The following is a 22,243-nucleotide window of genomic DNA, read 5'->3' as shown; positions in this document are numbered from 1 at the left end:
CATACTAATGTACAGATATTATCCTTAAAGGAGCATTAGTATGGGGCATTCACATAATCATGGTAATTCTAATAATAAGAAAGCGTTATTACTTGCATTTTTACTAACAACAAGTTTTATGATTGCTGAAGTTATTGGGGGATTTGTAACAAATAGCTTAGCACTACTATCTGACGCGGGGCATATGCTAAGTGATGCAGTATCTTTAGCTTTAAGTTTACTTGCGTTTAAACTCGGAGAAAAAACAGCAACAACTGCGAAAACATATGGATATAAGCGAGTCGAGATGTTAGCGGCATTATGTAACGGTGTCGTCCTTATTGTCATTTCAATATACATTTTTATTGAAGCAATTCGCCGTTTTAAAGAGCCAGTTGAGATTGCTAGTAATGGGATGCTTATTATTGCTGTACTTGGTCTGCTTATTAATATTTTATCAGCTGGGATATTAGTGAGAGGCGGAGATGTGAAGGGTAATTTAAATTTAAGAAGTGCTTTCTTACACGTATTAGGCGATTTATTAGGATCAGTCGGAGCGATAATTGCTGCGTTACTTATTAAATTTTTCGGATGGACTGCTGCAGATGCGATTGCTAGTATTCTTGTGTCTATTTTAGTCATTATTAGTGGATGGCGTGTAACACGTGATACGGTCCATATATTAATGGAAGGCGCACCGCAGAACATAAATGTTGAAGAGGTAAAAAGTACATTGTTAAATATTACGATTGTAAAAGAAGTTCATGATTTGCACATATGGTCTGTCACATCGGATTTTCAAGTATTAACTTGCCACTTGATTATTCAAGGAAATGAAACACAAAGTGTATTAAAAGAGGCTACGGAAGTATTAAAAGAGAAGTTTCATGTAGAACATGTCACCATTCAAGTAGAAATAGATGGTGAATTTCATCATAGTGAGACAACTTGCAAAGTATGAAAGAAAAAGGATAAGAAAAAGTGTCATAACATTTTTCGCACGGCATACATATATATAATGTGGCCACAAATACTTTGTAAGGTAAATATTTCATGAAATTACTTTACTTATAAAGAGTCATCTTTTATAATCAAAAGTGGTAATTGATAAAGGTTATCATTTTCAATGATCGTAGAAAGGAGTTTTTTAAAAGATGAGTAGTCAACTCCGTTTTGCTGTTGAAAATCGTAAGAGGCATTTAATTGATGAGTTAATTGGAGCAGGTGTGTTTAAAATTCGTGACCGACAATTATACGAGCTGTCTTTAGAGGAATTGGAAAAAGAATACGAAGATATGGAAGATTATGCAGATATTCAGGCATAGATATATATATTAGTAAAAAGAGAGCTGGTTACGATTTTGTGTAGCCAGCTCTCTTTTTATTTTGTAGAAATTATTTTTTGTATTTCTTTCATTGGACGGAGCCAGTTTTGAGTCATCATTTGTTCCATTTGTTTTTCATCCTGCTTCTGTAATGCTTGAATGATAGAGTGGTGTTCTTCAATAGATTGACTTGCTGGAACAAAGTTTTGGAAAAACAAATATTCAAGGCGTAAGACGTGAAGTTGCATATTTTCTAGAAAGGGTTCAATATATTGATTTTTAGCAATAGAAGAAATGGTATTGTGAAATTGTATATCTAGTTGTAAAGCTTGTTTTGTGTTTTCTTTCTCTATAGAGTACTGAAAGTCATCATTTATTTTAGAAAGTAGCTTCAGATCAGCGTCTGTAATGTTTTGAAGTGCTTGTTTTCCTATAATAGAGTGAAGACCAGCCATCGTTTCATAAATGATCGGAATGTCGTCTAACTGAATAGGAGCAATTTTTGTTTTTTGTCCAGGTACCATTTCCACTAATCCAGAAAGCTCTAATATTTGAAGCGCTTCTCTTACAGGTGTTCTGCTTACTCCTAGTGCTTCAGCCAGTTCCCCATCATTAATTTTTTCATTGGGCTTCAGTACACCTTCAATAATCCAATCTTGTAGTTGATTTAAAACGAGTGATTTTGCTGAAACTCTTCCTAGTTTTTTATTATTTTGAGGGATAGGCATAGTGAATTCAATCCTTTCATTGTATATTTTCCTTTTTCTGATGAACAAGCTTTAATTCGGGTTTCCCTTCATCCGGTTTTTGGCTTAAGATAAGCACCATTACAATGACACAAAGGGCCCCTAATAACTGAAAAGATTGAAATGGTACATGTAATATAAGTACAGAAGAAATAATAGCTGCGAGTGGTTCTGTACAACCGAATAATGTCGTTTCTTTCGGGGTTAAGTATCGTATGCTGTCTAAGTATAAATAAAAGGCAATAAGTGTTCCGAAAATGATGACAAATGTGATGAGCGGTAAGGTATTTAGTTTTACATATTTCATCGTTGACAATAAAATGAATTCTTTCGTAGTAATAAAGTGTACAATCGTTACACCAATACCCCCAATAATCATGCCCCATCCAACGATAACAGAGGAAGACCATCTATCTAGTAATCCCTTTGAATATAAACTATAAAAAGCGAGAGATAATCCAGATAAAATCCCCCAAATAATAGCTGGTGTAGAAACAGCTAAGTTATGCACAGACCCGTTTGTTAGTAAGAGGAAAGTACCTACTAATGAAAGGGTAATTGAAATAAAATCAATTTTTGATGGACGAACGTTCCATTTGAAAAGTAAGTATACAGTAATAAATATAGGAGCTAAATATTGCAATAATGTTGCAACGGCAGCATTTCCTTCTTTAATAGAAGCGAAGTACGTGTATTGTACAGCAAGCATACCGAATAGGCCAAACAATATCATTTTAGTAGCATCAGATCTTTGTTTCCATATGCTGAATATTTCTTTTTTTCTCGTTCCGAATGATGAAATAATGAGTAAGATAACGCCCGATATAAGCAATCGAATTGTAACTAACCATTCAGTAGAAATATTGTCATATTGAAAAAGTTGTTGTGCAGCTGTTCCGGACAAGCCCCATAAACAAGCACCGATGACAACCATAATGATTCCTTTTAAACGATTTGGATCCATCATGTATAGAGTCCTCCTTTCAGGAAATATATTATATACAATATGCAATATATCACGAAATGAATAAAAAATAAACTGAAATTTCTGTGTTGTATGGTGGAGAATTGAATAGTTCTAGTTATATTTACGATACAAGCGAGCAGGTTAAATAAAGTGAGAGAAAATTATAAAATTAAATCATAATCAAGCGGATAAAAAAATAAAGATAAGAGTAATTTGGTTTGTTAAAAATATGTGTAGAAGGAGATACGCGATGAACTGGGTTACTCATAAACCAACATTTGAATTTGATAATTTTAGTCCATTTATTCGTGCGAATACTGCGTGGCTTGGGCATTTGGAGTTCGCATACGATTTAGTAAGATTTGAAAAACCAGAAATATTAGTTGAGCTAGGTACACATCTAGGCGCTTCTTTTTTCAGTTTTTGTCAAGGGGTAAAGGATGGGGGATTATCTACAAAATGTTATGCTGTAGATACTTGGACTGGAGACGGGCATACAGGTCCATATGGAGAAGGTGTTTTCCAAATCGTAGATAAAGTGGTGAAAATGAGCTATCCCAATATAGGTAATTTAATTCGATCTACTTTTGATGAGGCTGTTGATCAATTTCAAGATGGAACGATAAACTTGTTGCATATTGATGGCTATCATACGTATGAAGCAGTTTCTCATGATTATAAAACATGGTTACCGAAACTTGCGAATAACGGTATTGTGTTATTTCATGATATTGAGGTGAAAGATCGAAACTTCGGCGTGTATAAGTTTTGGGATGAAGTCACAGCAAAGCACCCTCATTTTCAGTTCCAGCATTCATATGGACTCGGCGTATTATTTCCGAAAGGTTGTAGCGATAAGTTTGTGGAAATACTTAAAAATAAAGAAGAAATACAAAATATGTATAAATAAAAGTGGAGCATGCATCATTTGAATGATGCGTGCTTTTTTGTGTGGGGAATAATGATATTCCTTTAAACGGTGAGGATAATAGTAAAAAGTTTTATGTTGGCAAATATTAAAAAAGTTACTCTTTGATTGTTAAATATAAAAAATGTGACATTTTTTATATTTTCCATTGCGAAAAGTAGCATCTACTTTTAGAATAGAAAAGGTGTCCAATATATTATACTGGAAAAATAAATCGAAATAATATGAAAATTTTGTTTTGTCTTCGCTAATTGTATATTACATACATGTAAGACGACACACGTCATGTTATCGACTTGTAAGGAGAGAAAAAAATGAAAAGTGTAAGATTACCATCGATGCTAGAAATCATAGTTCTTTTATTATTATTTCTTGCTGTTGTCTTTTCCTTCCAAACGATTTTTGATCTCCCAATTCAATTAGCGCTATTTATTTCATGGTTTTTAGTAATTGCGCTTGGATTAAGATTAGGATTTCGTTATCAAGAATTGCAAGATGCAATTACGAAAGGGATTTCTAACGGATTAGAAGCAATACTCATTTTAGTTGCAGTAGGTGCTTTAATTGGAACATGGATTGCTGGTGGGATAGTACCAACATTAATTTATTATGGATTAGAATTTATTCACCCTAGTATATTCCTATTAGCAACATTAATTATTTGTTCGATCACTTCTATCGCAACAGGAACATCTTGGGGAACGGTAGGAACAGCAGGTATTGCTATGATGGCGATTGGTGAAGGTCTTGGGTTACCATTACCACTTGTTGCTGGTGCAGTTCTTTCAGGTGCTTATTTCGGGGATAAATTATCGCCACTTTCTGATAGTACAGTACTTGCAGCATCTATGGCAAAAGTAGATGTTATTGCACACGTACGAGCTATGCTTGTATTAGACGTTCCAGCGTATATTATTACTAGCATTATGTTTACTGTAGCTGGTTGGATGTATGGCGGAGATAACGTAGATTTAAATCGAGTAGAATTTTTAAAGGAATCATTATTAAAACACTTTGATATTAAAATATGGATGTTAGTTCCGGCGATTATTGTCATTGTCCTATTAGCAATGAAGAAGCCTTCTATGCCTACAATTGCAATGGGAGCTTTACTTGGCGCAATTTGGGCAACTGTTTTCCAAGGAATGCACTTTGGAGACGCAATTGGAACAGCGTATAACGGATTCTCAATTCAATCAGGCGTTGAGTTTGTCGATAAGTTATTAAACCGTGGCGGAATTAACGGTATGCTCGGTTCAGTAGCCGTAATTATTTTCGGTTTAGGGTTTGGTGGATTACTTGAAAAATTAGGTGTTTTAAAAGTAATCGTATCAAAATTCGAAAAGAAATTAAATTCTGCTGGTAATGTAACATTATCTACATTAATCGTTGCATTTTTAGCGAACATATTTGGATGTGCGATGTACGTATCACTTATTTTAACACCGAAAATTATGCAAGAAAGTTATGATAAACTAAAAATCGACCGCCGCGTATTAGCGCGTAACTCAGAAGTAGGTGGAACATTAACTTCAGGTATGGTTCCATGGTCGGATAACGGTATTTTTATGGCTGGTATTTTAGGTGTTGCGACGATATCATACATTCCATTTATGTGGTTAAGCTTCGTATCGTTAATTTTAGCAGTTATTTACGGATATACAGGCAAGTTCATTTGGTATGTAGATGATGCTGAAAAAGGAAAAGAAGCGTCATAAATAAAAAATCACCTTCTACGTGTTGTAGAAGGTGATTTTTTATTATGAAAACATACTTTTTCATATTGAATTCCTCCAGTATTGTTATAGTAGGTTACAAAGGAAAGAATACAACCTAAACTTAAGTTTAGGTCAAGAGGAGTTTTTAAAATAAATATAAAATATCTATTTATATGAGTGAGAATTCTTATCATTTAAAGGGAAGTCTGTTATTATAAGAAATGTAGGTATTATATTTTCAAGGGGATGAAAACATGGAGTACAGAATTGAAAGAGATACATTAGGAGAAATTAAAGTTCCAGCTGATAAATTATGGGCAGCACAAACACAACGTAGTAAAGAAAACTTCCCGATTGGAACAGAGCAAATGCCGCTTGAAATTGTAAAAGCATTTGCCATTTTAAAGAAGAGTGCAGCACTTACTAATAAAAAATTAGGAAAGCTATCAGAAGAAAAAGCAGAAGCAATTGTGACAGCAGCTGACGAAGTGATAGCAGGGAAATGGAATGAACATTTTCCACTTGTCGTATGGCAAACAGGTAGTGGTACTCAGTCAAACATGAATGTGAATGAAGTAATTGCAAACCGAGGGATTCAAATTTTGAAAGAGAAAGGATTTGACGTACATATTCATCCGAATGATGATGTGAACATGTCTCAAAGTTCAAATGATACTTTCCCAACTGCGCTTCATGTAGCATGTGTACTCGCAGTAGAAAATCACGTGTTACCAGCAATTACGAAATTAAAAGAAACGTTAGCAGAAAAAGTAAAAGCATTTGAACATATTATAAAAATTGGTCGTACACATTTACAAGATGCGACACCGTTAACATTAGGACAAGAAATTAGTGGATGGCACCGTATGCTTGAAAAAACAGAGCGTATGATTGCAGAGAGCAATACATATATGAAAGAGCTTGCGATTGGTGGTACTGCAGTTGGAACAGGTATAAACGCCCATCCTAAATTTGGTGAGATGGTATCTGAGGAAATTAGCCAATTTACAGGTAAGCAATTTATTTCTGCACCAAATAAATTCCATGCATTAACGAGTCATGATGAAGTTGTATATACGCATGGGGCATTAAAAGCATTAGCAGCGGATTTAATGAAAATTGCTAACGATGTGCGCTGGCTGGCAAGTGGTCCACGTAGTGGGCTAGGAGAAATTATTATTCCAGCAAATGAGCCAGGAAGCTCTATTATGCCAGGTAAAGTAAATCCAACGCAAAGTGAAGCGTTAACGATGGTTGTAGCACAAGTGATGGGAAATGACGCAACAATCGGATTTGCAGCGAGCCAAGGCAATTTTGAGTTAAATGTATTTAAACCTGTTATTGCATATAACTTCTTACAATCTGCTCACTTATTAGCAGATGCAATTGTTTCATTTAATGATAATTGTGCAGTTGGTATTGAAGCAGATGAGGAAGTCATTAAAGAGAATGTGAATCGTTCATTAATGCTTGTTACAGCATTAAATCCGCATATCGGATATGAAAATGCAGCGAAAATTGCGAAGCATGCTCATAAACAAGGGTTAACTTTAAAAGAAGCAGCATTGCAATCTGGATTACTAACAGAAGCACAATTTGATGAAATTGTCGATCCGAAAAAAATGATTGCTCCGAAAGAGTAATAAAAACGCCAAGATTCTTTGTTTAGAATCTTGGTTTTTTTATTACTGTAAATGCCAAAATATATTATTTGTTAGCAGACATATTCAATATTTTCATATGTGGGCAGTTTTCTTTTAAAAGTGCAATGAATTTTTCTTCTTCTTGTGGTACGAAAGTTGTCACAGAGTCGAATAAATTATAATGGATTTCTAATTGCTGTCTAGTCCATTTCTTTGAATGAAGTTTTTTACCAGAGTATTTAATGTGGCGAATATCTTCAAAGGGAATTTCAGTACGTAGTATGAAACCATGTTTTACGAAAAGAGATGATTCTGTTACGTTGTAATGAGAGAAATAGAATGAAGAAAGATTCACGATATTTAGCAGCATCATGAGGGTGAAAAAAATAGAATTTTCATTTTGGAAAAATAGTGAAATGAAAAAAATCATGATAAATAATGTAATAAAAATGACGTGAAATGGATTTTTTTTCGCTTTAAATTTCAAGTTAGTCACCTCGGTATACGTGTACTTTAACTAAATTAAATCATAACATTGTAATAAAACGTGTGAATATGCATAATTGCATATTCACACGTTTTATTATTCATGTAAAATTTCTTGATGGGATACATTCAAAAGAAGTTTTGTAATAGTGGAGTGGCATGAAGTGACTTACAAGAATAGAAAGATAGTGTTAGTCATAATTAGTTGTATGATGATTATGGGGAGTTGTGCTAATACATTTGTTGAAGATAGAAACCGAAAGCATACATTTGTACAAGCAAGTAAGGTTTTAGTTGAGACTTTAAATAGAATATATAAAAAGTAAAAGGTGTTTTCTTATACGGAAACACCTTTTTTGTAGTTAAAATTGAATGTACTTTCTCCCAATCTCCATATTCACTAATTGCATATGTATTTTGGGCAATTTGTTTAACAGTAAACCAAGGGTCGTGCAGAATAGTCATGTTTTGTTTCACATCCTATCGTAATTTATTTATTAAATACATTCGCTTTTTATTGCTTCATGTCCTTTTTAAAAAGTATTTTATAGACATTTTTTATAAAGGTTTGAAAAATAGGTAAACGAAACATTGAAATGTTTATTTCGTTTATGTTAAGATGATGAAGTGGTAATAAACGTTATTGGAATTTGTTTATTTTAAAACGGACATTTTAAAGGAGTGTTTAGTATGAGCGATATTTCAGAGAAGTTTTGGGATGCGTCGGTAGAGGGATTGAAAAAAGGGTATGTGTTTGATGAGGAAACGGAAGAGTATATTTGTTTAGCTTGTGGAGAAACGTTTATTAAGGGTGTTATTTATCAAGATAATCAAGTTTTGTATGAAGCAGAGAAGTTTGTACAATTGCATGTGCAAAACGAACATACATCTATGTTTGACTATTTATTAAACCTTGATAAGAAGTATACGGGTTTAACGGATTTGCAAAAGAAGATGGTTCAGTTTTTCCATATGGGGCTGAATGATAAAGAGATTGTGAAAGAGATGGATGGCGGAAGTACTTCAACCATCCGCAATCATCGGTTTACACTTCGAGAGAAAATGAAGCAAGCGAAAGTGTTTTTAGCGTTAATGGAACTGTCAGAAGAAAAATCAAAAGTACAAACGAAATTTGTACCCATTCATAGAACAGCAACGATGGTAGATGATCGTTACAATATTACAGAAGAAGAAAATGATGAAGTGTTAAAAACACATTTTACAGAGGGATTAGATGGACCGCTTTCTAAATTTCCAAAAAAGCAAAAGCGTAAATTAATTATATTACGTCATTTAGTGACGAAGTTTGATAGTCATAAAAAGTACACTGAAAAAGAAGTAAATGCTATTATAGAAAGCGTATATCCGGATTTTGTAACTTTGAGAAGATATTTAATCGAATACGGGTTTTTAGATAGAACAGCTGATGGAAGCCAATATTGGGTGAAGTTATAATATAGGGACAAGAAAATGAATAGAAGCACATCGTTATAACAACTATACAAAGAGATAGAAGTTGAAAAACAGATTTTTAATAAAAGGAGAAATGAAATTTGAAACCACCTACAAATAACAATAAAGAAGGTGCGGAGTCACATAAGTTAGAAAGTGAGAGTAAACCGATTTGGAAATCGATGTCCATGTTTTTAGTACCGTTACTATTAAGTAATGTACTACAATCAGTTGGACAATTATTCGGTATGGTAGTAGTAGGAAGATGGCTTGGAGTGAATGATTTAGCGGCCATATCGGCATTCTTTCCATTATTTTTCTTACTTGTTTCATTCGTAATTGGTATTGGTTCAGGGAGTTCCATTTTAATTGGTCAGGCGTTTGGGGCAAAAAACGAAGATCGTTTAAAAGCGATTGTTGGTACGACGCTAACATTTACCTTTATTATTGGAGTTGTGTTAGCGATAGTAGGTAGTATTTTTGCGATGGATATTATGCGCCTTATGGGGACGCCAGAAAATATTATTGAAATAAGTGTACATTATGCACGTATTTTATTTATATCGATGCCAATCTTATTTTTATATTTCGCATACACAACGTTTATGAGAGGTACAGGAGATTCTAAAACGCCATTTTACTTTTTAATTGTAAGTACAGCGCTAAATATGATCTTATTACCAATCCTTATTTTTGGATGGTTAGGTGCTCCAAAATTAGATGTGTATGGAGCAGCCTATGCTTCTGTTATATCTACAGTTATTACGTTTATTGTCATGTTAGTGTATTTAAAGAAAAAAAATCACCCACTACAATTAGATAGTACGGTAAGGAAATATCTTCGAATGGATTGGGGGTTATTAAAGCTTTTACTACGACTTGGTATTCCAGCGAGTATTAATATGATATTAGTTTCATTATCAGAAATTGCGGTAATCGCGTTTGTAAATCGTTACGGTTCGGATGCAACAGCAGCTTATGGCGTTGTGAACCAAGTTGCAAGTTATGTGCAAATGCCAGCAGTTAGTCTTGGTATTACAGTCTCCATTTTTGCTGCCCAATCAATTGGTGCGAATCAATTTGATCGATTGCAGAAAGTTGTGAAGGCCGGAATTATTATGAACTACGTCATCGGTGGTGTGCTAATATCTCTCATTTACTTGTTCTCAAGAGACATTCTATCACTATTTTTAACGAGTCAAACTACAATTGAAATTGCTCATAGCCTAGTTATGATTACATTATGGAGTTATTTAATTTTCGGGCATGCGCAAATTATTAGTGCGACAATGCGAGCGAGTGGTACAGTATTATGGCCAACTGTTATCGGCGTCGTATCAATATGGCTTGTAGAAGTACCTGTAGCGTATTACCTTTCTTATCATACAAGTCTTGGCATAGAAGGGATATGGATTGGGTACCCAGCAGCGTTTATTGTCAGTTTAATACTACAATATGCATATTATAAGCTTTCATGGCAGAAGAAACGAATTACACGATTAGTGAGTTAAATATTGAAAATGTCCCTAAGTTATTATACTTAGGGACATTTTTTGTAAGTGTAGGTTACAAATAGCTTTTTAAAGTAATATCAAAATGTTGTCTAATGAGTTTGTTATCACTCATATAAAACTCCCACGCTTTTTCTGGTTCACCGATAATTTCAAAAGATTCTTCTGTAATATATAAGGCACAATTATCCTCTAGTGCAATGCCTTCTATATTCCCTTGATGATTTTGTAAAAAGGAATGGAAGGCGTTCATTCTATTTAATTGATTATAATGTGGACAAAACCTTTTGTTCACAATTCCCCAGCCGTTGCTCTCTATATAACCGGAACCTTCATAATCTGAGCGGATGCTAGATGTGAACCAGCACATAGCACCAGCGCTACACCCTGCAATGAGCGTTCCTTGCTGCAGAGCCGATAGTAATTTTTCATCGAGCTTATGTTCTTTCCATTCTGAAATCATTTGAATATAGTTTCCGCCACTGAGATAAATTAAATCAGCAGACTGAATCATTTCGTCTATTTCATATTTAGAAGGTGTATCGGCTATAATACGTAAAATTTGTACGTCACAGTGTAATTGTTTTTCGAATGTGTCTAAAAATAATTTTATATAGCTTTCATCATCATGACTAGCTGTAGGAATGAATAATACTTTCGGATACTGTTTATTTGTTAATTCTATAAGTCGCTCATTAATAGGCGAGTGATTTGAATCTTGTAAATCACCGCCACCAATGACAGCTAATTTCATAGTAAAGCACCACCTAATCATTTTCGTTATATAAAAATTCGATAGAAGAGAGTTACATTCCTTCTGCGATGTAATGATTAAGTAGAAAATATAGTTTGAATATATCGGAATAGTAAAGCAAAGGCTGGTTATATTGAGAAATGAATTAGAAACAATTTATTAATATATAATACTTCATACTATTGTTTCAAAATATGGAAACAATATGTTTAAATGGATATAAAGAAGCATGTATTCATATTGAATGAGTACTTATCCTTTAAAAAGGAATCGGCAATAATAGAGATTTTACAAATGAGTTTTTACTTTTAATAGGAACTTGTATTACAATATGGTAAAATTATTTCAATATATTTATTTAATATAAAAATACAAAGAGGGAGCGTGAGAAAAGTGGATTTTCGATTCGAATTTACAACGAAGGTGAAGGAATACTTGGATGATGAGAAGGATGAAAAAATAATAAAAGATGGACATAGAGATATCATTTTTCAGTATTTATATCCGCTAGAGAGTGAAATTGGTATTTATAAAAATCCTAACTTTACTTTTTTTGCATCAGGAAGACGCTCGCATATCGTATTAGAAAACATTGAATTTAAAACAGAGGTAAATGTAAAAAGTAACATCATTGAAATTACAAAAATAGTAGATAATGTCGTTATCCCGTTAGATACGATCGTAGCGAAAAATCGGGAATTGTTTGCACTTGGGCGTAATGAGAAATTTAGTGTACAAATATTAGAGCAGTATCTCTTTGATACATTTGGAGAAAAATTAGGTTTAAAATGAATGGAATTGCCTATGTATTTATAGGTAGTTCATTTTCGTATATATCATCTACGTTTGACCTTTCAATTAATTTATACTACAATTCGTAGTGTGAAAGGAGACGCATGATGTTTACTCAAAACTATAAGCTAAATGAGCAAGGGTTAAATCATTTCTTTGGACCGCTTGAAGCAAAAATTATGGAGATTGTTTGGTCTAGCGAGGGTATTACGATTAAAGAAGTACAGCAGAAATTAAGCGAAGAATCACCTGTGAATTTTAATACTGTGATGACAGTTATGAACAGGTTAGTAGAGAAATTACATTTAGAAAAACAGACTGTGAAAAGAAGTGGCATATATCGTGCTGTACAAACAAAAGAAGAATTCTTATCCAATCAAACGAAGAAAATGACACAGGAATTGATGGGGGAATTTGGAGATTTGGTTGTAAATCATATGCTAGATGAGTTAGAGCAAGTTGATCCGACTTTAATAAAAAAGTTAGAAGATAAATTGAGTCAGTTAAAAAAAGAGGATTAATGAAATGAAATGAAATGGCAAATGCGTAAAATCGTATTGTTAGCAGTAATTGTTAGTACCGTCTTTTTCAGTATGTTAGTGTATTACGTTACATATCCATTTCTTTTTCAAAATAAGGCGTTCTTTCTTTCAAATTTTTGCTTGTTTCAGTTAGAAAAACATATGAAAGAATTATCGCTCATTCGTATTATAATCGCTGGATTTCTACTACTTACAGTGTTTATCGTGTGCAAAAGAATGTGGCGACAATTTTTCGATACTAAAAGATTACAAAAAGTACTTATTCCTTTCGTTCGAAAAGGAAAACAAATATATATATTGCCGACTGCGGAAGTTGCGGCATTTACAATTGGGTTATTTCGTCCGAAAATTGTCATGTCAGAAGGGATGCTTCAAACATTTTCAGATGAAGAAATGGATGCGATTATTTTTCATGAAGAATATCATCAAAACAATCGAGATCCGCTAAAATTATTTTGTTTTACGTTATTAGCAGAAGGAATGATGTACATACCGATATTAAAAGGGTTGTTACAGCGGTATCACACGTATCAGGAGCTAGCTGCTGATAAATATGCGATGCAAAAAATGGAGTCTTCGTTTGAGTTAGGTAGCGCGTTATTAAAATTAATTAAAATAAAGACAATGGAAAATCGATGTGTTACAGCTTCATTTGCAAAAACAGCAATAAATTTACGAATCGAGCAAGTGTTACATGAAAAAGTTGTTAAGCTTACTATTCCGTTACATACGAATTCGGTATATGTAACATTAGGTTTATTCTGTATGTCGGTTGTACTGATTGTCGGAGAGTGCATATAGCCTCTTTTTTTTTAAGAATTAACACTACTTTATGTAGTGTTTTGGGAGGAAGAAAAGTGAAGAAACTAATTGCTATTATACTAGCCGGAGCACTAATTTGGGCCGGAGTTAATTTTTATAATGCAAAGAAAGAAGAAAAAGAAAGAAAAGCGAAACAAGCGGAATTACAGAAAACAGAAGTATTACCACAAGTAGGATTTAAAGCACCAGACATAACATTAAAAGGATTAGACGGGAAGCTGTATTCGTTAAATGATGCAAAAGGTAAACCATATCTTATTAATTTTTGGGCATCATGGTGTGGTCCATGTGAAATGGAGGCACCTGACTTAGTTCGTATGTATGATAAATATAAAAAGGATGTTGAAATCTTTGCGGTAAATGCAACAATAGGAGATCCAGTGCAAGAAGCGAGCGCTTTTGCGGATCGTCACGGATTTAAGTTTCCTGTTTTACTAGATATGGACGGAGTAGCCGGATTAGATTATAAAGTGTTTTCTTTACCAACGACATTTTTTGTTAATAAAGATGGAATTATCGTAGAGCAAGTACGAGGCGTACTACCTCCAGATCAATTAGAAGAGAAATTCAAGAAATTAATTGAGAGTTAAGAGGGGATTTCATAGTGATGGAGTGGATCGTGAGGTTACAACCCGTATCTCTTATAATTGGAAGTTTATTTGGATTTATGTTGATGAAACGAAAGATGAAGAACGAAAGTGTACCATATGAAAAAATGATGGATGCAGTAACAAATGCTTTTCTTATCATCGTATTTGTATGGAAATTTGCACCGGCAATTTTAAATCCAGTATGGGCTATTAGGTCGCCACTGCAAGCATTATTAGCTATAGGAAGTACGAAACATATTGTAGTAGGATGCATAATTGCAAGTGTATACATTGTTTCGAAAAGTAAAAAGGGGCAATTTTCGCTTCGTACTTTACTTGATGCATTACCTATTGCGCTATGTATGAGTATTATTTTTTATTTTCTATTCCACCAAAAAGTAGGAGTACAAACGACATTGCCTTGGGGTGTGAAAGTATATGAATCTAATTTTTTATATCATCCTATATTCGTATACGAGATCATTCTGGCTCTTTGTATAGTGGGCTTGTTATGGATGAAAAATGACAGACTTGGAAATGGAAAGAATATAAGTGTTTTTCTAATTATTGAGGGGTTTGCTCATATTATTATTTCGCTTGTTAGTGAACAGAATTCGGTTCTATTTGGTTTATCGATGCAGCAAATACTAAGTTTTTGTGTTATGAGTTTAGGGATTTTGTTCGTGCCGAAAAGATAAAAATAGCCATGTACGGAGGAATCCGCACGTGGCTATTTTTATTACATCTATTAAAAAATCGGCGGAGTAACAGAAAATAAAACAATGGCATTTTTCTCGAATTGATTTACCCATTTATGTTTTAAATAAGCGGGTATTTTTACGCTATCACCCGTTTCTAATATGTACTCTTCTTCATTTAAATGTAATGTGATTTTCCCTTCTAATACATATGCTAATTCTTCACCTTTATGTTCTAGCACATTTTCTGACGAAGCTGTATTCGGCGGGACGGTCATAATTGCTGTTGCTAAATTTCCTGTGAATTCAGGTGATAGCATTTCATATGATAAATTATCGATAATCATTTTTTTTCGTTTATGAGAACGTACAATTAAATCGTCTGTATTTGTATCTTCAAGTAAAAAGCTAAATGTTGGAACATCAAGAGCTTTAGCGAGTACTTTTAATGTTTGGATAGAAGGGTTAGCAGATCCACGCTCAATTTGACTTAACATAGATGGTGTAATATCAGCCATCTTTGCAAGTTCTTTACTCGTTAAACCTTTTTCTTTTCTTTGTTTTTCAATTTTTTTACCAATATCTATATTTTCCATAATGAAAATCTCCTTACTAATTATTAAATTATATTTAAATAAATTAAATTAAAATTAACTAAAGTGAAAAATTTATGTTAAACTATATTAAAATTAATTTAATTATAATTTATTAAATCGTAAGCTACAAGGTGATGAGGAGGAAGAGAAATGAAGGGAATAGAGAAATTAAAAGAGGGATATCCACTATTAAATAAATTAATCGCAACAGAAGAAGTGTTTTGGGTGAATCCGAACATGGAAAAGTATGAAACGGCAATAAAAGATTCGCCACTCAGTGAAGAGAATGTAAAAGATGCGGAGGAGAGGTTAAAGCGTTTTGCATCATACATTGCGAAAGTTTTTCCTGAAACGAAAGAGACGAAAGGCATCATTGAATCACCTTTATTGAAAATCCCTTCTATGAAACAAGCTTTAGAGAAAAATTACGAGCAACCTATTTTAGGAGAATTATTATTAAAATGTGATAGCCATCTCCCAATATCAGGATCAATTAAAGCTAGAGGCGGCATTTATGAAGTGTTGAAACATGCTGAACAATTAGCTTTGCAGCATGGTATGTTAACAGAAGAAGATGATTATTCCATTTTAGATAGTGATACATGTAGAGAGTTTTTTGCAAAATACTCAATTGCTGTAGGTTCTACAGGTAATTTAGGGCTAAGCATTGGGATTATGAGTGCGAAACTAGGTTTTAACGTAACGGTTCATATGTCAGCAGACGCGAAACAATGGAAAAAAGATTTATTAAGAAGTAAAGGTGTAAATGTTATTGAATATGAAGCTGATTATAGTAAAGCTGTAGAAGAAGGAAGAAGGCAAGCAGATGCTGATCCTAGCTGTTATTTTGTAGATGATGAAAACTCGCATGATTTATTTTTAGGATACGCAGTCGCAGCCTCGCGTTTACAAAAACAATTAGACGAGTTAGAGATTGTAGTAGACGAAGAACATCCCTTATTCGTTTATCTACCATGCGGAGTAGGGGGCGGGCCTGGCGGAGTCGCATTTGGTTTAAAGTTATTGTATAAAGACAACGTACACTGTTTCTTTGCCGAGCCTACGCATTCTCCATGCATGTTACTCGGTTTAATGACAGGACTTCATGATAAAATTGCCGTTCAAGATATCGGGATTGATAATGTAACAGACGCGGACGGACTAGCGGTAGGAAGACCGTCTGGATTTGTCGGTAAAACGATAGAACCATTTTTGAGTGGAAATTACACAGTAAGTGATGAAGAGTTATATAGATTGTTAAAAGAACTAGCTGATACAGAGAATATTTATTTAGAGCCTTCTGCATTAGCTGGTATGATAGGACCAGTAAAAGTATGTAAAGAAGATGCGTATTTACAAGAGCAACAGTTAATGAAGGAGATGAAAAAAGGTACTCATATTGTATGGGGAACGGGCGGTAGTATGGTGCCAGAAGATGTGATGGATGGGTATTATAAAACAGGTGAGGCATTAATGTATAAATAAAAATGAGGCTGTAAATAGCCTCATTTTTATTTATAGGGCATATCTAAAAAAGCATGAATGAATATGGGGAGGAGTAGATTATTATTACGAGTGTAAATAAAGGCATAAAGCAAATGTCCGGCCAGACCAGCTCCTACCCAATCCCCAATTCCTTGAGAGGTGTCACCTAAAATAATCGGCATAAATGAATGGGCAATCCCGAAGCATGCACAACTAAGAAATGTACCCCAAAACTTACCTAGTAACACAACTAATCTTGGCCAAAGGTATCCTCTAAATATAATTTCCTCTTCAAAACCGATATTAATTAAATAGTAATAAAGGAAATAAAACATTTCTAATTGAAATCCATTTATTTTTTCATATTTATATACGTATATAAACAAAAGAAATGCTCCGAGTAAGAGAGAGGATTTCAATCCTTTTTTTCTAAAACCAATACTTGATAACGTTTGTTTCGATCTTTTAAGAATAATAAATAATAGAATTACGATAGGTATTTGGTGCAAAGTAATTCCTAAAACAGCATAAAGGCGCGGATGTGAGATTGGAAAGTATGAATTTTTCATTAATGGAGAATACCAAAAGTTCATTAGAAAATAAAAGTATGCTAAATAAATAGCGATAAAGAAAATGGCGATTAGGCCATCTTTTTTGTTTAAAAACTGAAATATTTCACCTTGGAATATACTTCTTTTTAAAGTAGATAATTTGCTAGAGAACATTTTTAATCGTTCCAATCCATTATAAAGTTATATAGATAGTTTAACATATACAACTTTACAGAGAGTGGTATTGTTTTGAAAAAATGTAAAAATTTAATCCAGATGATTGTAAAGTGTGTGAAAGGAAGACTTGTATTATTATAAATTCTTTGTTATTTTCGCATTAGTTCATTATAGTATAGATATAAAGAACTAATATCAAATAAATACAACAAAAAGCTTTATTTTACATAATAAGAGGATGTGTATACGATGTCATTACAGACTAAATATATAGCGGGTATTTCGCTTGGGGTTATGGGAGTAGGTTTTGCGGCTTCTATTCCTTTTCAAGGGTCGGTAGCTGGTGAGATTATTCAAGGTGGATTTGAAGCTGGGTTAGTTGGTGGACTTGCGGATTGGTTCGCAGTTACAGCATTATTCCGTCACCCGATGGGAATTCCAATTCCGCATACAGCTTTGTTACCGAAAAACCGTAAACGAGTAACGAAAGGGCTCATCAATACGTTAGAAAATGAGTGGCTAACGAAAGAAAGTATTACGAATAAAGTAAAAGAAATGCAATTAGCACAAATGGTGCTGCAAATTGCAGAGAGAGAAATGCAGTCTGATGCTGTGAAAAAAGGGATTGTAACGATTGCGGAGAAAGCGATTGTTTCAATAGATACGGAAAAATTAGCGGTTATTATTGAAAAAGAATTAAAAACATATTTGCATACAATGAATACAAGTAACATTTTACAAGTGCTTGTTGATCAATTAGTTGTGCAAGAATATGATGAAAAGACACTTGATTACATATTAGTAAAAGTGAAAGGCTGGACAGCGCAAGATGAAGCGCGTTACCAACTCGGAAGCTTAGGTATGAAGGCGATGGAAAATATAAAAGTAGATGGATTCTTGCAGTTTACTTTGAAATCATTTATGAATATTGTAGATGAAGATAAAATTGGCGGTATTTTGCAGAAGTTTATTATTAGTAATATTAGCAGCTTACAAGATGCTGATAATAGCACGAGACAACTTATATTAGCGAAAATTCGTCAAGAAATTATAAATGTAAAAGAAAATGAAGCGTTGCTACAGGAATTAGAAAAATGGAAAGAAAAGTGGATTGCCAATTGGAACGCTACTGACAAAATTAAAGAGATGCTGGAACAAGTGCAGCAAAAAGCAGTTGTCTTTGTAAACAATGAAGAATTTGCGGATAAGTATGTTATTCCATTTTTACAAAAACAAATGAATAAAATAAAAGATGACGAAGTGACTGTTCAAAAAATAGAAGATTGGTTACAAAAACAAGTTGTGAAGCTTGTTGAGAATAACCATTCGAAAATCGGAAAGCTTGTGCAAGAAAATCTTGATAAGTTAGATGATAAAACGTTAATTGAAATGATTGAAAATAACGTCGGTAAAGATTTGCAATGGATCCGAGTAAACGGAGCTGTTTGCGGATTTATGATTGGCTTAGTGTTAGAGGGAATTAAAGCGATTATATGAGAAAAACCTTCCGCAATTGCGGAAGGTTTTTTATTTTTCAATAACGCTCATATTTAAATTGTAAGCTTTCTCAATATTTAACTTGTACGTTCCATTCCCGGTTTTAATCGAATTTTTATACCAATGTTCTTGCCCGTTTAATTCTGGATTTTCTTCTGAAGAATTATTTTCTTTTTTCGTTAAATCTTCTACGTGTTCCCAAGGTGTATTTCCGATAGCTTCTTTTTGGTTTGTTACTACTGTTAGAGAGATGTCACTTTCTTTTATTAAATGAACAGATACACCTGAGCTTTCTTGTACAAACCAATTGTTTTGTAATTGACCTGGATAAAGAGAAAGATCGCGATTAGAAGCACGAATTTCTACATGTTTCGTTTGCGGTAGTACAAGTGTCGGCTTTACGCGTGGTTCATGACCAAACAGTCTTTGATGAAACGGTAACGACTTTAATGTTATATACATTGTTTCTCCGGTCGTTTGAACTGAAAGAAAATCTTCTTGTTTTAAATTTGGTTTTTCATTTCCTTTTGTTGTCATTTCGTATGTTCCAAGAAGGCTAACTTCATTTGAGTTTCTTCCGTCTATCGTTAGAGGATGGTTGTCTGTACCTGCATCTACGACAATTTTATTGATAGATTCAGGAATGCTAAGTTTGCTTTCTGGAATCGTGTTCGTTTGTCTAGTTGTATGAATGGCGTAGCGAACTTCTTCTAGCAATCCAGTTGATAATAAACAGTAAAAAGCAATGCCAACACTTCCTAAAACACCGATAAAGAAAATACTAAAAATATCATATTTAATAAATGATTGTTCCTTCTTAGAAAATAGTAGGTAAAGTAAAATTTCCACGCCAAGTATAATAAGTAAAACAGGCCACCATGCTGTTAAGGAATCTAATACCTCAGTACCTTTTATAACTGAAAATAGTAAGAAGCAACCTAATGCAATAATAGAAAGCCCCATTGAAAATGTTCCAACGCGCCATGTTCTCATTCTTTCGTACCACCTTTATTTTCTTTATTTCCAAGTAACAATTTAAAGCCGCCACCAATTAAGAGGAGTGCAACGATAGATGTTTGGAAATAGCGATAATACAGCTCGCTAAGATGAATGTTAAATATAGTTGCGAAGTAATCATTCAAAATAGGAAGGACTGTTTGATCTAATAAATAATAACCACCGAGTGTAATTAATCCAATACCGATCCACCTTTGATGATTGATAAAATAATCAATGATAGGTTCATCATTTACACGTTCTTTTCCATATTTTGCAGTTTGTTGTAAAGCGTCAAAAAAGCTATAGAACCAAATGATGGGTACTAAAAATAAAAACGCTGAAAGTCTTAATAAGTCGAGTAAATATATTGAAAGTAAAAAGGCTGCCATAAGCTGAAGACCACGGCGCTGTAAGCCTAAATACATATGTCCTGCTCCAGGAAACATCGCTAAAATAGAAGCGAATGTTTTACTTTTTTTTCCTTGTTCACGGTGCTCTTCAAAATCTTCGAAAATGGTACGATCAATTAATTGCTCACCACGTTCTTTTTTCTGGAGTTGCTGAACAACATCGAAGAAATTATAAATCCATAAAACAGGTAACGTCACGAGAAAGATAAGAAAACTTTCTTGAGATGTTAAAAGAGCAACGAAAATGATCATACTTCCGATTCCTGTACAAGCTACTAAAAATGTAAGACCACGTTGCATAAGCCCTAATTGAAAATGACCAAGTCCAGGGATGATGGAAAGAAGAATGATATAAAATCGTTCGCTCTCTTTAGAGGACTCTGTCAATTCTCCGGTTGCTTGTTTTTTCGATTGGTTAATAATTGTGATAACTAAATCTAGTAAGTTGACCACCCATAACACGGCTAGTAAAAATAGAGAAAGAAAAGCAAGTTCGCGCGCTATTAATTCTACTACGCAAAAAACTGCAATGGAAAATAGTAATAAAGCTCCTCCACCATATAAAATAAACCGTCCAAACTTCTTTAAATATAAATGTCCAAGCCCAGGAATTAGCCCTAATACAAGTGCTAAAAAGGGATTTTTATTCATGCTTTGAACCTCCGTCCTTTTTTGATGTGTCTACCGATTTGTTTACAATTTGTTGTGAGATAGAAGACTCGTTATGTTTTGAAGATTTCTCGAAATTTGATGTCGCTGTGAAAATATATTGGAATAAACCACTTACCATAAAAATAATTGTAGCCGCAGTCGCAATTATGTAGTGAACGATGGTGCGCTTTAGTGAGTTTGTTTTTATATTTTCATTAGGTTGTAGCGTTTTAAAATTAATTTGCGTCATAACTTCGTTCGTAAATGAATCATCATTTATCATTGGAAGGTTTTCCTGTTGTTCATCAATACTTTCCATATAAAGTGCTAAACAATGATCACATTCATAAAGATGTTCTTCCATAGATTCACGTTCATTGCTTTCTATAACATTTAATGTATAATTGCGCCAATCTTCTTTTGAATAATGCATCATAGAAACTCTTCCTCCTTCCAATGTTTTTTAATCCACTTTCTTGCCCGATACAGTTTCATTTCGACTGTTTTCACTTCGATGTTTTCCTGTAAAGCAATTTCTTGATAGCTTTTTTCTTCTAAGTAATGTGCGAGAACGACGTCACGGTAATTATCGGGAAGTTCTCTCAGTTTTTGAGCAATGAGTAATTTCTGCTCTTTCGTCAATAATAAAGCCTCAATATTATGAGAGGATTTTATATTTTCCTCAGTTTCTTTACATAAAGAGAGTTCTTCGTTTTCTCTAGCTTTCTTTCTCTTATAATCAATAGCGTGATTGGTGGCAATACGCGCCATCCACGTTTTTAATCCGCGAAATTGATAATTTGGGAGAGAGGCGTGAATTTTTACGAATACTTCTTGTGTAACATCTTTCGCATCTTCTTCATGTCTTAAAATAGAAAAGATAACTTGAAAAATATAATGACGATATGTTTGCACAAGGATACG

25 protein-coding genes are annotated in these 22,243 nt (G+C 33.7%); 14 read left to right on the top strand and 11 right to left on the bottom strand.

Translation table 11 applies throughout. The features are described 5' to 3' along the window. Positions 1 to 40: 40 nt before the first annotated feature. Together PDQ33_RS06940 and fbpA are read left to right on the top strand one after the other, a co-directional pair. Complete coding sequence (locus tag PDQ33_RS06940) at positions 41 to 940, top strand: cation diffusion facilitator family transporter (RefSeq protein WP_270755188.1); 900 nt, start codon at positions 41 to 43, stop codon at positions 938 to 940. A 193-nt stretch (positions 941 to 1,133) separates the two neighbouring features. Then, positions 1,134 to 1,304, top strand: a complete 171-nt coding sequence (gene fbpA, locus PDQ33_RS06935; protein ID WP_000098301.1) for a Fur-regulated basic protein FbpA — start codon at positions 1,134 to 1,136, stop codon at positions 1,302 to 1,304. A gap of 56 nt (positions 1,305 to 1,360) precedes the next feature. Here fbpA and PDQ33_RS06930 read toward each other — a convergent pair whose 3' ends face one another. Both PDQ33_RS06930 and PDQ33_RS06925 read right to left on the bottom strand, forming a co-directional pair. Beyond that, positions 1,361 to 2,032, bottom strand: a complete 672-nt coding sequence (locus PDQ33_RS06930; RefSeq protein WP_001992741.1) for a GntR family transcriptional regulator — start codon at positions 2,030 to 2,032, stop codon at positions 1,361 to 1,363. Between the two features lie 16 nt (positions 2,033 to 2,048). Then, a complete protein-coding gene (locus PDQ33_RS06925) occupies positions 2,049 to 3,014 on the bottom strand; it encodes a DMT family transporter (protein WP_140394901.1) in 966 nt (321 codons plus the stop codon). 253 nt (positions 3,015 to 3,267) lie between these two features. On the opposite strand from PDQ33_RS06925, the gene PDQ33_RS06920 reads away from it, so the two are divergent. From PDQ33_RS06920 to fumC, 3 genes are all read left to right on the top strand, one after another. Further along, entirely contained in the window at positions 3,268 to 3,927 is a 660-nt protein-coding gene (locus tag PDQ33_RS06920; protein ID WP_001104685.1) for a class I SAM-dependent methyltransferase, read from the top strand. Between the two features lie 332 nt (positions 3,928 to 4,259). Further along, entirely contained in the window at positions 4,260 to 5,663 is a 1,404-nt protein-coding gene (nhaC, locus tag PDQ33_RS06915; protein WP_000843974.1) for a Na+/H+ antiporter NhaC, read from the top strand. Positions 5,664 to 5,917: 254 nt separating this feature from the next. Beyond that, complete coding sequence (gene fumC, locus PDQ33_RS06910; protein WP_270755185.1) at positions 5,918 to 7,306, top strand: class II fumarate hydratase; 1,389 nt, start codon at positions 5,918 to 5,920, stop codon at positions 7,304 to 7,306. 64 nt (positions 7,307 to 7,370) lie between these two features. On the opposite strand, the gene PDQ33_RS06905 is transcribed toward fumC, so the two are convergent. Next, complete coding sequence (locus PDQ33_RS06905; protein ID WP_000669080.1) at positions 7,371 to 7,793, bottom strand: PH domain-containing protein; 423 nt, start codon at positions 7,791 to 7,793, stop codon at positions 7,371 to 7,373. A 230-nt stretch (positions 7,794 to 8,023) separates the two neighbouring features. Next, positions 8,024 to 8,257: a hypothetical protein gene (locus tag PDQ33_RS06900; protein ID WP_002193851.1), complete on the bottom strand. Its 234-nt coding sequence runs from the start codon at positions 8,255 to 8,257 to the stop codon at positions 8,024 to 8,026. Positions 8,258 to 8,482: 225 nt separating this feature from the next. On the opposite strand from PDQ33_RS06900, the gene PDQ33_RS06895 reads away from it, so the two are divergent. Together PDQ33_RS06895 and PDQ33_RS06890 are read left to right on the top strand one after the other, a co-directional pair. Next, entirely contained in the window at positions 8,483 to 9,247 is a 765-nt protein-coding gene (locus PDQ33_RS06895) for a DUF2087 domain-containing protein (RefSeq protein WP_074542901.1), read from the top strand. Positions 9,248 to 9,345: 98 nt separating this feature from the next. After that, the gene (locus tag PDQ33_RS06890) at positions 9,346 to 10,755 is read left to right on the top strand and encodes an MATE family efflux transporter (RefSeq protein ID WP_000804168.1); all 1,410 of its coding nucleotides are present in this window, start codon (positions 9,346 to 9,348) and stop codon (positions 10,753 to 10,755) included. Between the two features lie 55 nt (positions 10,756 to 10,810). Here the strand turns inward: PDQ33_RS06890 and PDQ33_RS06885 are convergent, their stop codons facing one another. Further along, positions 10,811 to 11,509 carry a peptidase E gene (locus PDQ33_RS06885; protein ID WP_000762143.1) on the bottom strand — a complete coding sequence of 233 codons (699 nt, stop codon included), beginning with the start codon at positions 11,507 to 11,509 and terminating at the stop codon, positions 10,811 to 10,813. Positions 11,510 to 11,902: 393 nt separating this feature from the next. Here PDQ33_RS06885 and PDQ33_RS06880 point away from each other — a divergent pair, with 393 nt between their 5' ends. From PDQ33_RS06880 to PDQ33_RS06860, 5 genes are all read left to right on the top strand, one after another. Then, positions 11,903 to 12,301, top strand: coding sequence for a DUF3942 family protein (locus PDQ33_RS06880; protein ID WP_000347533.1), 399 nt, complete (start codon positions 11,903 to 11,905; stop codon positions 12,299 to 12,301). Positions 12,302 to 12,408: 107 nt separating this feature from the next. Next, complete coding sequence (locus PDQ33_RS06875; RefSeq protein WP_000495065.1) at positions 12,409 to 12,822, top strand: BlaI/MecI/CopY family transcriptional regulator; 414 nt, start codon at positions 12,409 to 12,411, stop codon at positions 12,820 to 12,822. 9 nt (positions 12,823 to 12,831) lie between these two features. Beyond that, the gene (locus PDQ33_RS06870) at positions 12,832 to 13,644 is read left to right on the top strand and encodes a M56 family metallopeptidase (protein ID WP_000871960.1); all 813 of its coding nucleotides are present in this window, start codon (positions 12,832 to 12,834) and stop codon (positions 13,642 to 13,644) included. A 56-nt stretch (positions 13,645 to 13,700) separates the two neighbouring features. After that, positions 13,701 to 14,255 carry a TlpA family protein disulfide reductase gene (locus PDQ33_RS06865; RefSeq protein WP_000733159.1) on the top strand — a complete coding sequence of 185 codons (555 nt, stop codon included), beginning with the start codon at positions 13,701 to 13,703 and terminating at the stop codon, positions 14,253 to 14,255. A 17-nt stretch (positions 14,256 to 14,272) separates the two neighbouring features. Continuing rightward, positions 14,273 to 14,953 carry a prolipoprotein diacylglyceryl transferase family protein gene (locus tag PDQ33_RS06860; protein WP_250669761.1) on the top strand — a complete coding sequence of 227 codons (681 nt, stop codon included), beginning with the start codon at positions 14,273 to 14,275 and terminating at the stop codon, positions 14,951 to 14,953. Between the two features lie 50 nt (positions 14,954 to 15,003). Here the strand turns inward: PDQ33_RS06860 and PDQ33_RS06855 are convergent, their stop codons facing one another. Continuing rightward, positions 15,004 to 15,549, bottom strand: coding sequence for a helix-turn-helix domain-containing protein (locus PDQ33_RS06855; protein ID WP_270755181.1), 546 nt, complete (start codon positions 15,547 to 15,549; stop codon positions 15,004 to 15,006). A gap of 150 nt (positions 15,550 to 15,699) precedes the next feature. Here PDQ33_RS06855 and dsdA point away from each other — a divergent pair, with 150 nt between their 5' ends. After that, a complete protein-coding gene (gene dsdA / locus PDQ33_RS06850) occupies positions 15,700 to 17,034 on the top strand; it encodes a D-serine ammonia-lyase (protein WP_048557483.1) in 1,335 nt (444 codons plus the stop codon). Positions 17,035 to 17,060: 26 nt separating this feature from the next. Here dsdA and PDQ33_RS06845 read toward each other — a convergent pair whose 3' ends face one another. After that, on the bottom strand, positions 17,061 to 17,759 hold the full coding sequence (locus PDQ33_RS06845) for a CPBP family intramembrane glutamic endopeptidase (RefSeq protein ID WP_242277350.1): 699 nt from the start codon (positions 17,757 to 17,759) through the stop codon (positions 17,061 to 17,063). Between the two features lie 252 nt (positions 17,760 to 18,011). Between PDQ33_RS06845 and PDQ33_RS06840 the strand changes: the two genes are divergently transcribed. Next, positions 18,012 to 19,259: a DUF445 domain-containing protein gene (locus PDQ33_RS06840; RefSeq protein ID WP_163262645.1), complete on the top strand. Its 1,248-nt coding sequence runs from the start codon at positions 18,012 to 18,014 to the stop codon at positions 19,257 to 19,259. A 30-nt stretch (positions 19,260 to 19,289) separates the two neighbouring features. On the opposite strand, the gene exsE is transcribed toward PDQ33_RS06840, so the two are convergent. The 4 genes from exsE to PDQ33_RS06820 are packed head-to-tail and all read right to left on the bottom strand — an operon-like array spanning position 19,290 to position 22,234. Then, positions 19,290 to 20,252: an exosporium protein ExsE gene (gene exsE, locus PDQ33_RS06835; RefSeq protein ID WP_242277349.1), complete on the bottom strand. Its 963-nt coding sequence runs from the start codon at positions 20,250 to 20,252 to the stop codon at positions 19,290 to 19,292. Beyond that, a complete protein-coding gene (locus PDQ33_RS06830) occupies positions 20,249 to 21,319 on the bottom strand; it encodes a hypothetical protein (RefSeq protein WP_048557486.1) in 1,071 nt (356 codons plus the stop codon). The genes exsE and PDQ33_RS06830 overlap by 4 nt, the downstream gene beginning before the upstream one ends. Next, a complete protein-coding gene (locus tag PDQ33_RS06825; RefSeq protein WP_270755176.1) occupies positions 21,312 to 21,755 on the bottom strand; it encodes a hypothetical protein in 444 nt (147 codons plus the stop codon). Before PDQ33_RS06825 ends, PDQ33_RS06830 begins: the two co-directional genes overlap by 8 nt. Then, positions 21,752 to 22,234, bottom strand: coding sequence for an RNA polymerase sigma factor (locus PDQ33_RS06820; protein ID WP_001195469.1), 483 nt, complete (start codon positions 22,232 to 22,234; stop codon positions 21,752 to 21,754). Before PDQ33_RS06820 ends, PDQ33_RS06825 begins: the two co-directional genes overlap by 4 nt. Between the last annotated feature and the right edge of the window lie 9 nt (positions 22,235 to 22,243).

Origin of the sequence: Bacillus cereus group sp. Bc031 (assembly GCF_027716265.1) — a bacterium.
Taxonomy (GTDB): domain Bacteria; phylum Bacillota; class Bacilli; order Bacillales; family Bacillaceae_G; genus Bacillus_A; species Bacillus_A paranthracis.
The sequence above is the reverse complement of the archived record's forward strand: the minus strand, read 5'-3'. Positions and strand labels throughout refer to the sequence as shown.

Bases quoted from the DNA above. Each gene is read 5' to 3' on its own strand.
- PDQ33_RS06940 (WP_270755188.1), top strand. From the start codon at position 41: ATGGGGCATTCACATAATCATGGTAATTCTAATAATAAGAAAGCGTTA.
- fbpA (WP_000098301.1), top strand. From the start codon at position 1,134: ATGAGTAGTCAACTCCGTTTTGCTGTTGAAAATCGTAAGAGGCATTTA.
- PDQ33_RS06930 (WP_001992741.1), bottom strand. From the start codon at position 2,032: ATGCCTATCCCTCAAAATAATAAAAAACTAGGAAGAGTTTCAGCAAAA.
- PDQ33_RS06925 (WP_140394901.1), bottom strand. From the start codon at position 3,014: ATGGATCCAAATCGTTTAAAAGGAATCATTATGGTTGTCATCGGTGCT.
- PDQ33_RS06920 (WP_001104685.1), top strand. From the start codon at position 3,268: ATGAACTGGGTTACTCATAAACCAACATTTGAATTTGATAATTTTAGT.
- nhaC (WP_000843974.1), top strand. From the start codon at position 4,260: ATGAAAAGTGTAAGATTACCATCGATGCTAGAAATCATAGTTCTTTTA.
- fumC (WP_270755185.1), top strand. From the start codon at position 5,918: ATGGAGTACAGAATTGAAAGAGATACATTAGGAGAAATTAAAGTTCCA.
- PDQ33_RS06900 (WP_002193851.1), bottom strand. From the start codon at position 8,257: ATGACTATTCTGCACGACCCTTGGTTTACTGTTAAACAAATTGCCCAA.
- PDQ33_RS06895 (WP_074542901.1), top strand. From the start codon at position 8,483: ATGAGCGATATTTCAGAGAAGTTTTGGGATGCGTCGGTAGAGGGATTG.
- PDQ33_RS06885 (WP_000762143.1), bottom strand. From the start codon at position 11,509: ATGAAATTAGCTGTCATTGGTGGCGGTGATTTACAAGATTCAAATCAC.
- PDQ33_RS06875 (WP_000495065.1), top strand. From the start codon at position 12,409: ATGTTTACTCAAAACTATAAGCTAAATGAGCAAGGGTTAAATCATTTC.
- PDQ33_RS06870 (WP_000871960.1), top strand. From the start codon at position 12,832: ATGAAATGGCAAATGCGTAAAATCGTATTGTTAGCAGTAATTGTTAGT.
- PDQ33_RS06860 (WP_250669761.1), top strand. From the start codon at position 14,273: ATGGAGTGGATCGTGAGGTTACAACCCGTATCTCTTATAATTGGAAGT.
- PDQ33_RS06855 (WP_270755181.1), bottom strand. From the start codon at position 15,549: ATGGAAAATATAGATATTGGTAAAAAAATTGAAAAACAAAGAAAAGAA.
- dsdA (WP_048557483.1), top strand. From the start codon at position 15,700: ATGAAGGGAATAGAGAAATTAAAAGAGGGATATCCACTATTAAATAAA.
- PDQ33_RS06845 (WP_242277350.1), bottom strand. From the start codon at position 17,759: ATGTTCTCTAGCAAATTATCTACTTTAAAAAGAAGTATATTCCAAGGT.
- PDQ33_RS06840 (WP_163262645.1), top strand. From the start codon at position 18,012: ATGTCATTACAGACTAAATATATAGCGGGTATTTCGCTTGGGGTTATG.
- exsE (WP_242277349.1), bottom strand. From the start codon at position 20,252: ATGAGAACATGGCGCGTTGGAACATTTTCAATGGGGCTTTCTATTATT.
- PDQ33_RS06830 (WP_048557486.1), bottom strand. From the start codon at position 21,319: ATGAATAAAAATCCCTTTTTAGCACTTGTATTAGGGCTAATTCCTGGG.
- PDQ33_RS06825 (WP_270755176.1), bottom strand. From the start codon at position 21,755: ATGATGCATTATTCAAAAGAAGATTGGCGCAATTATACATTAAATGTT.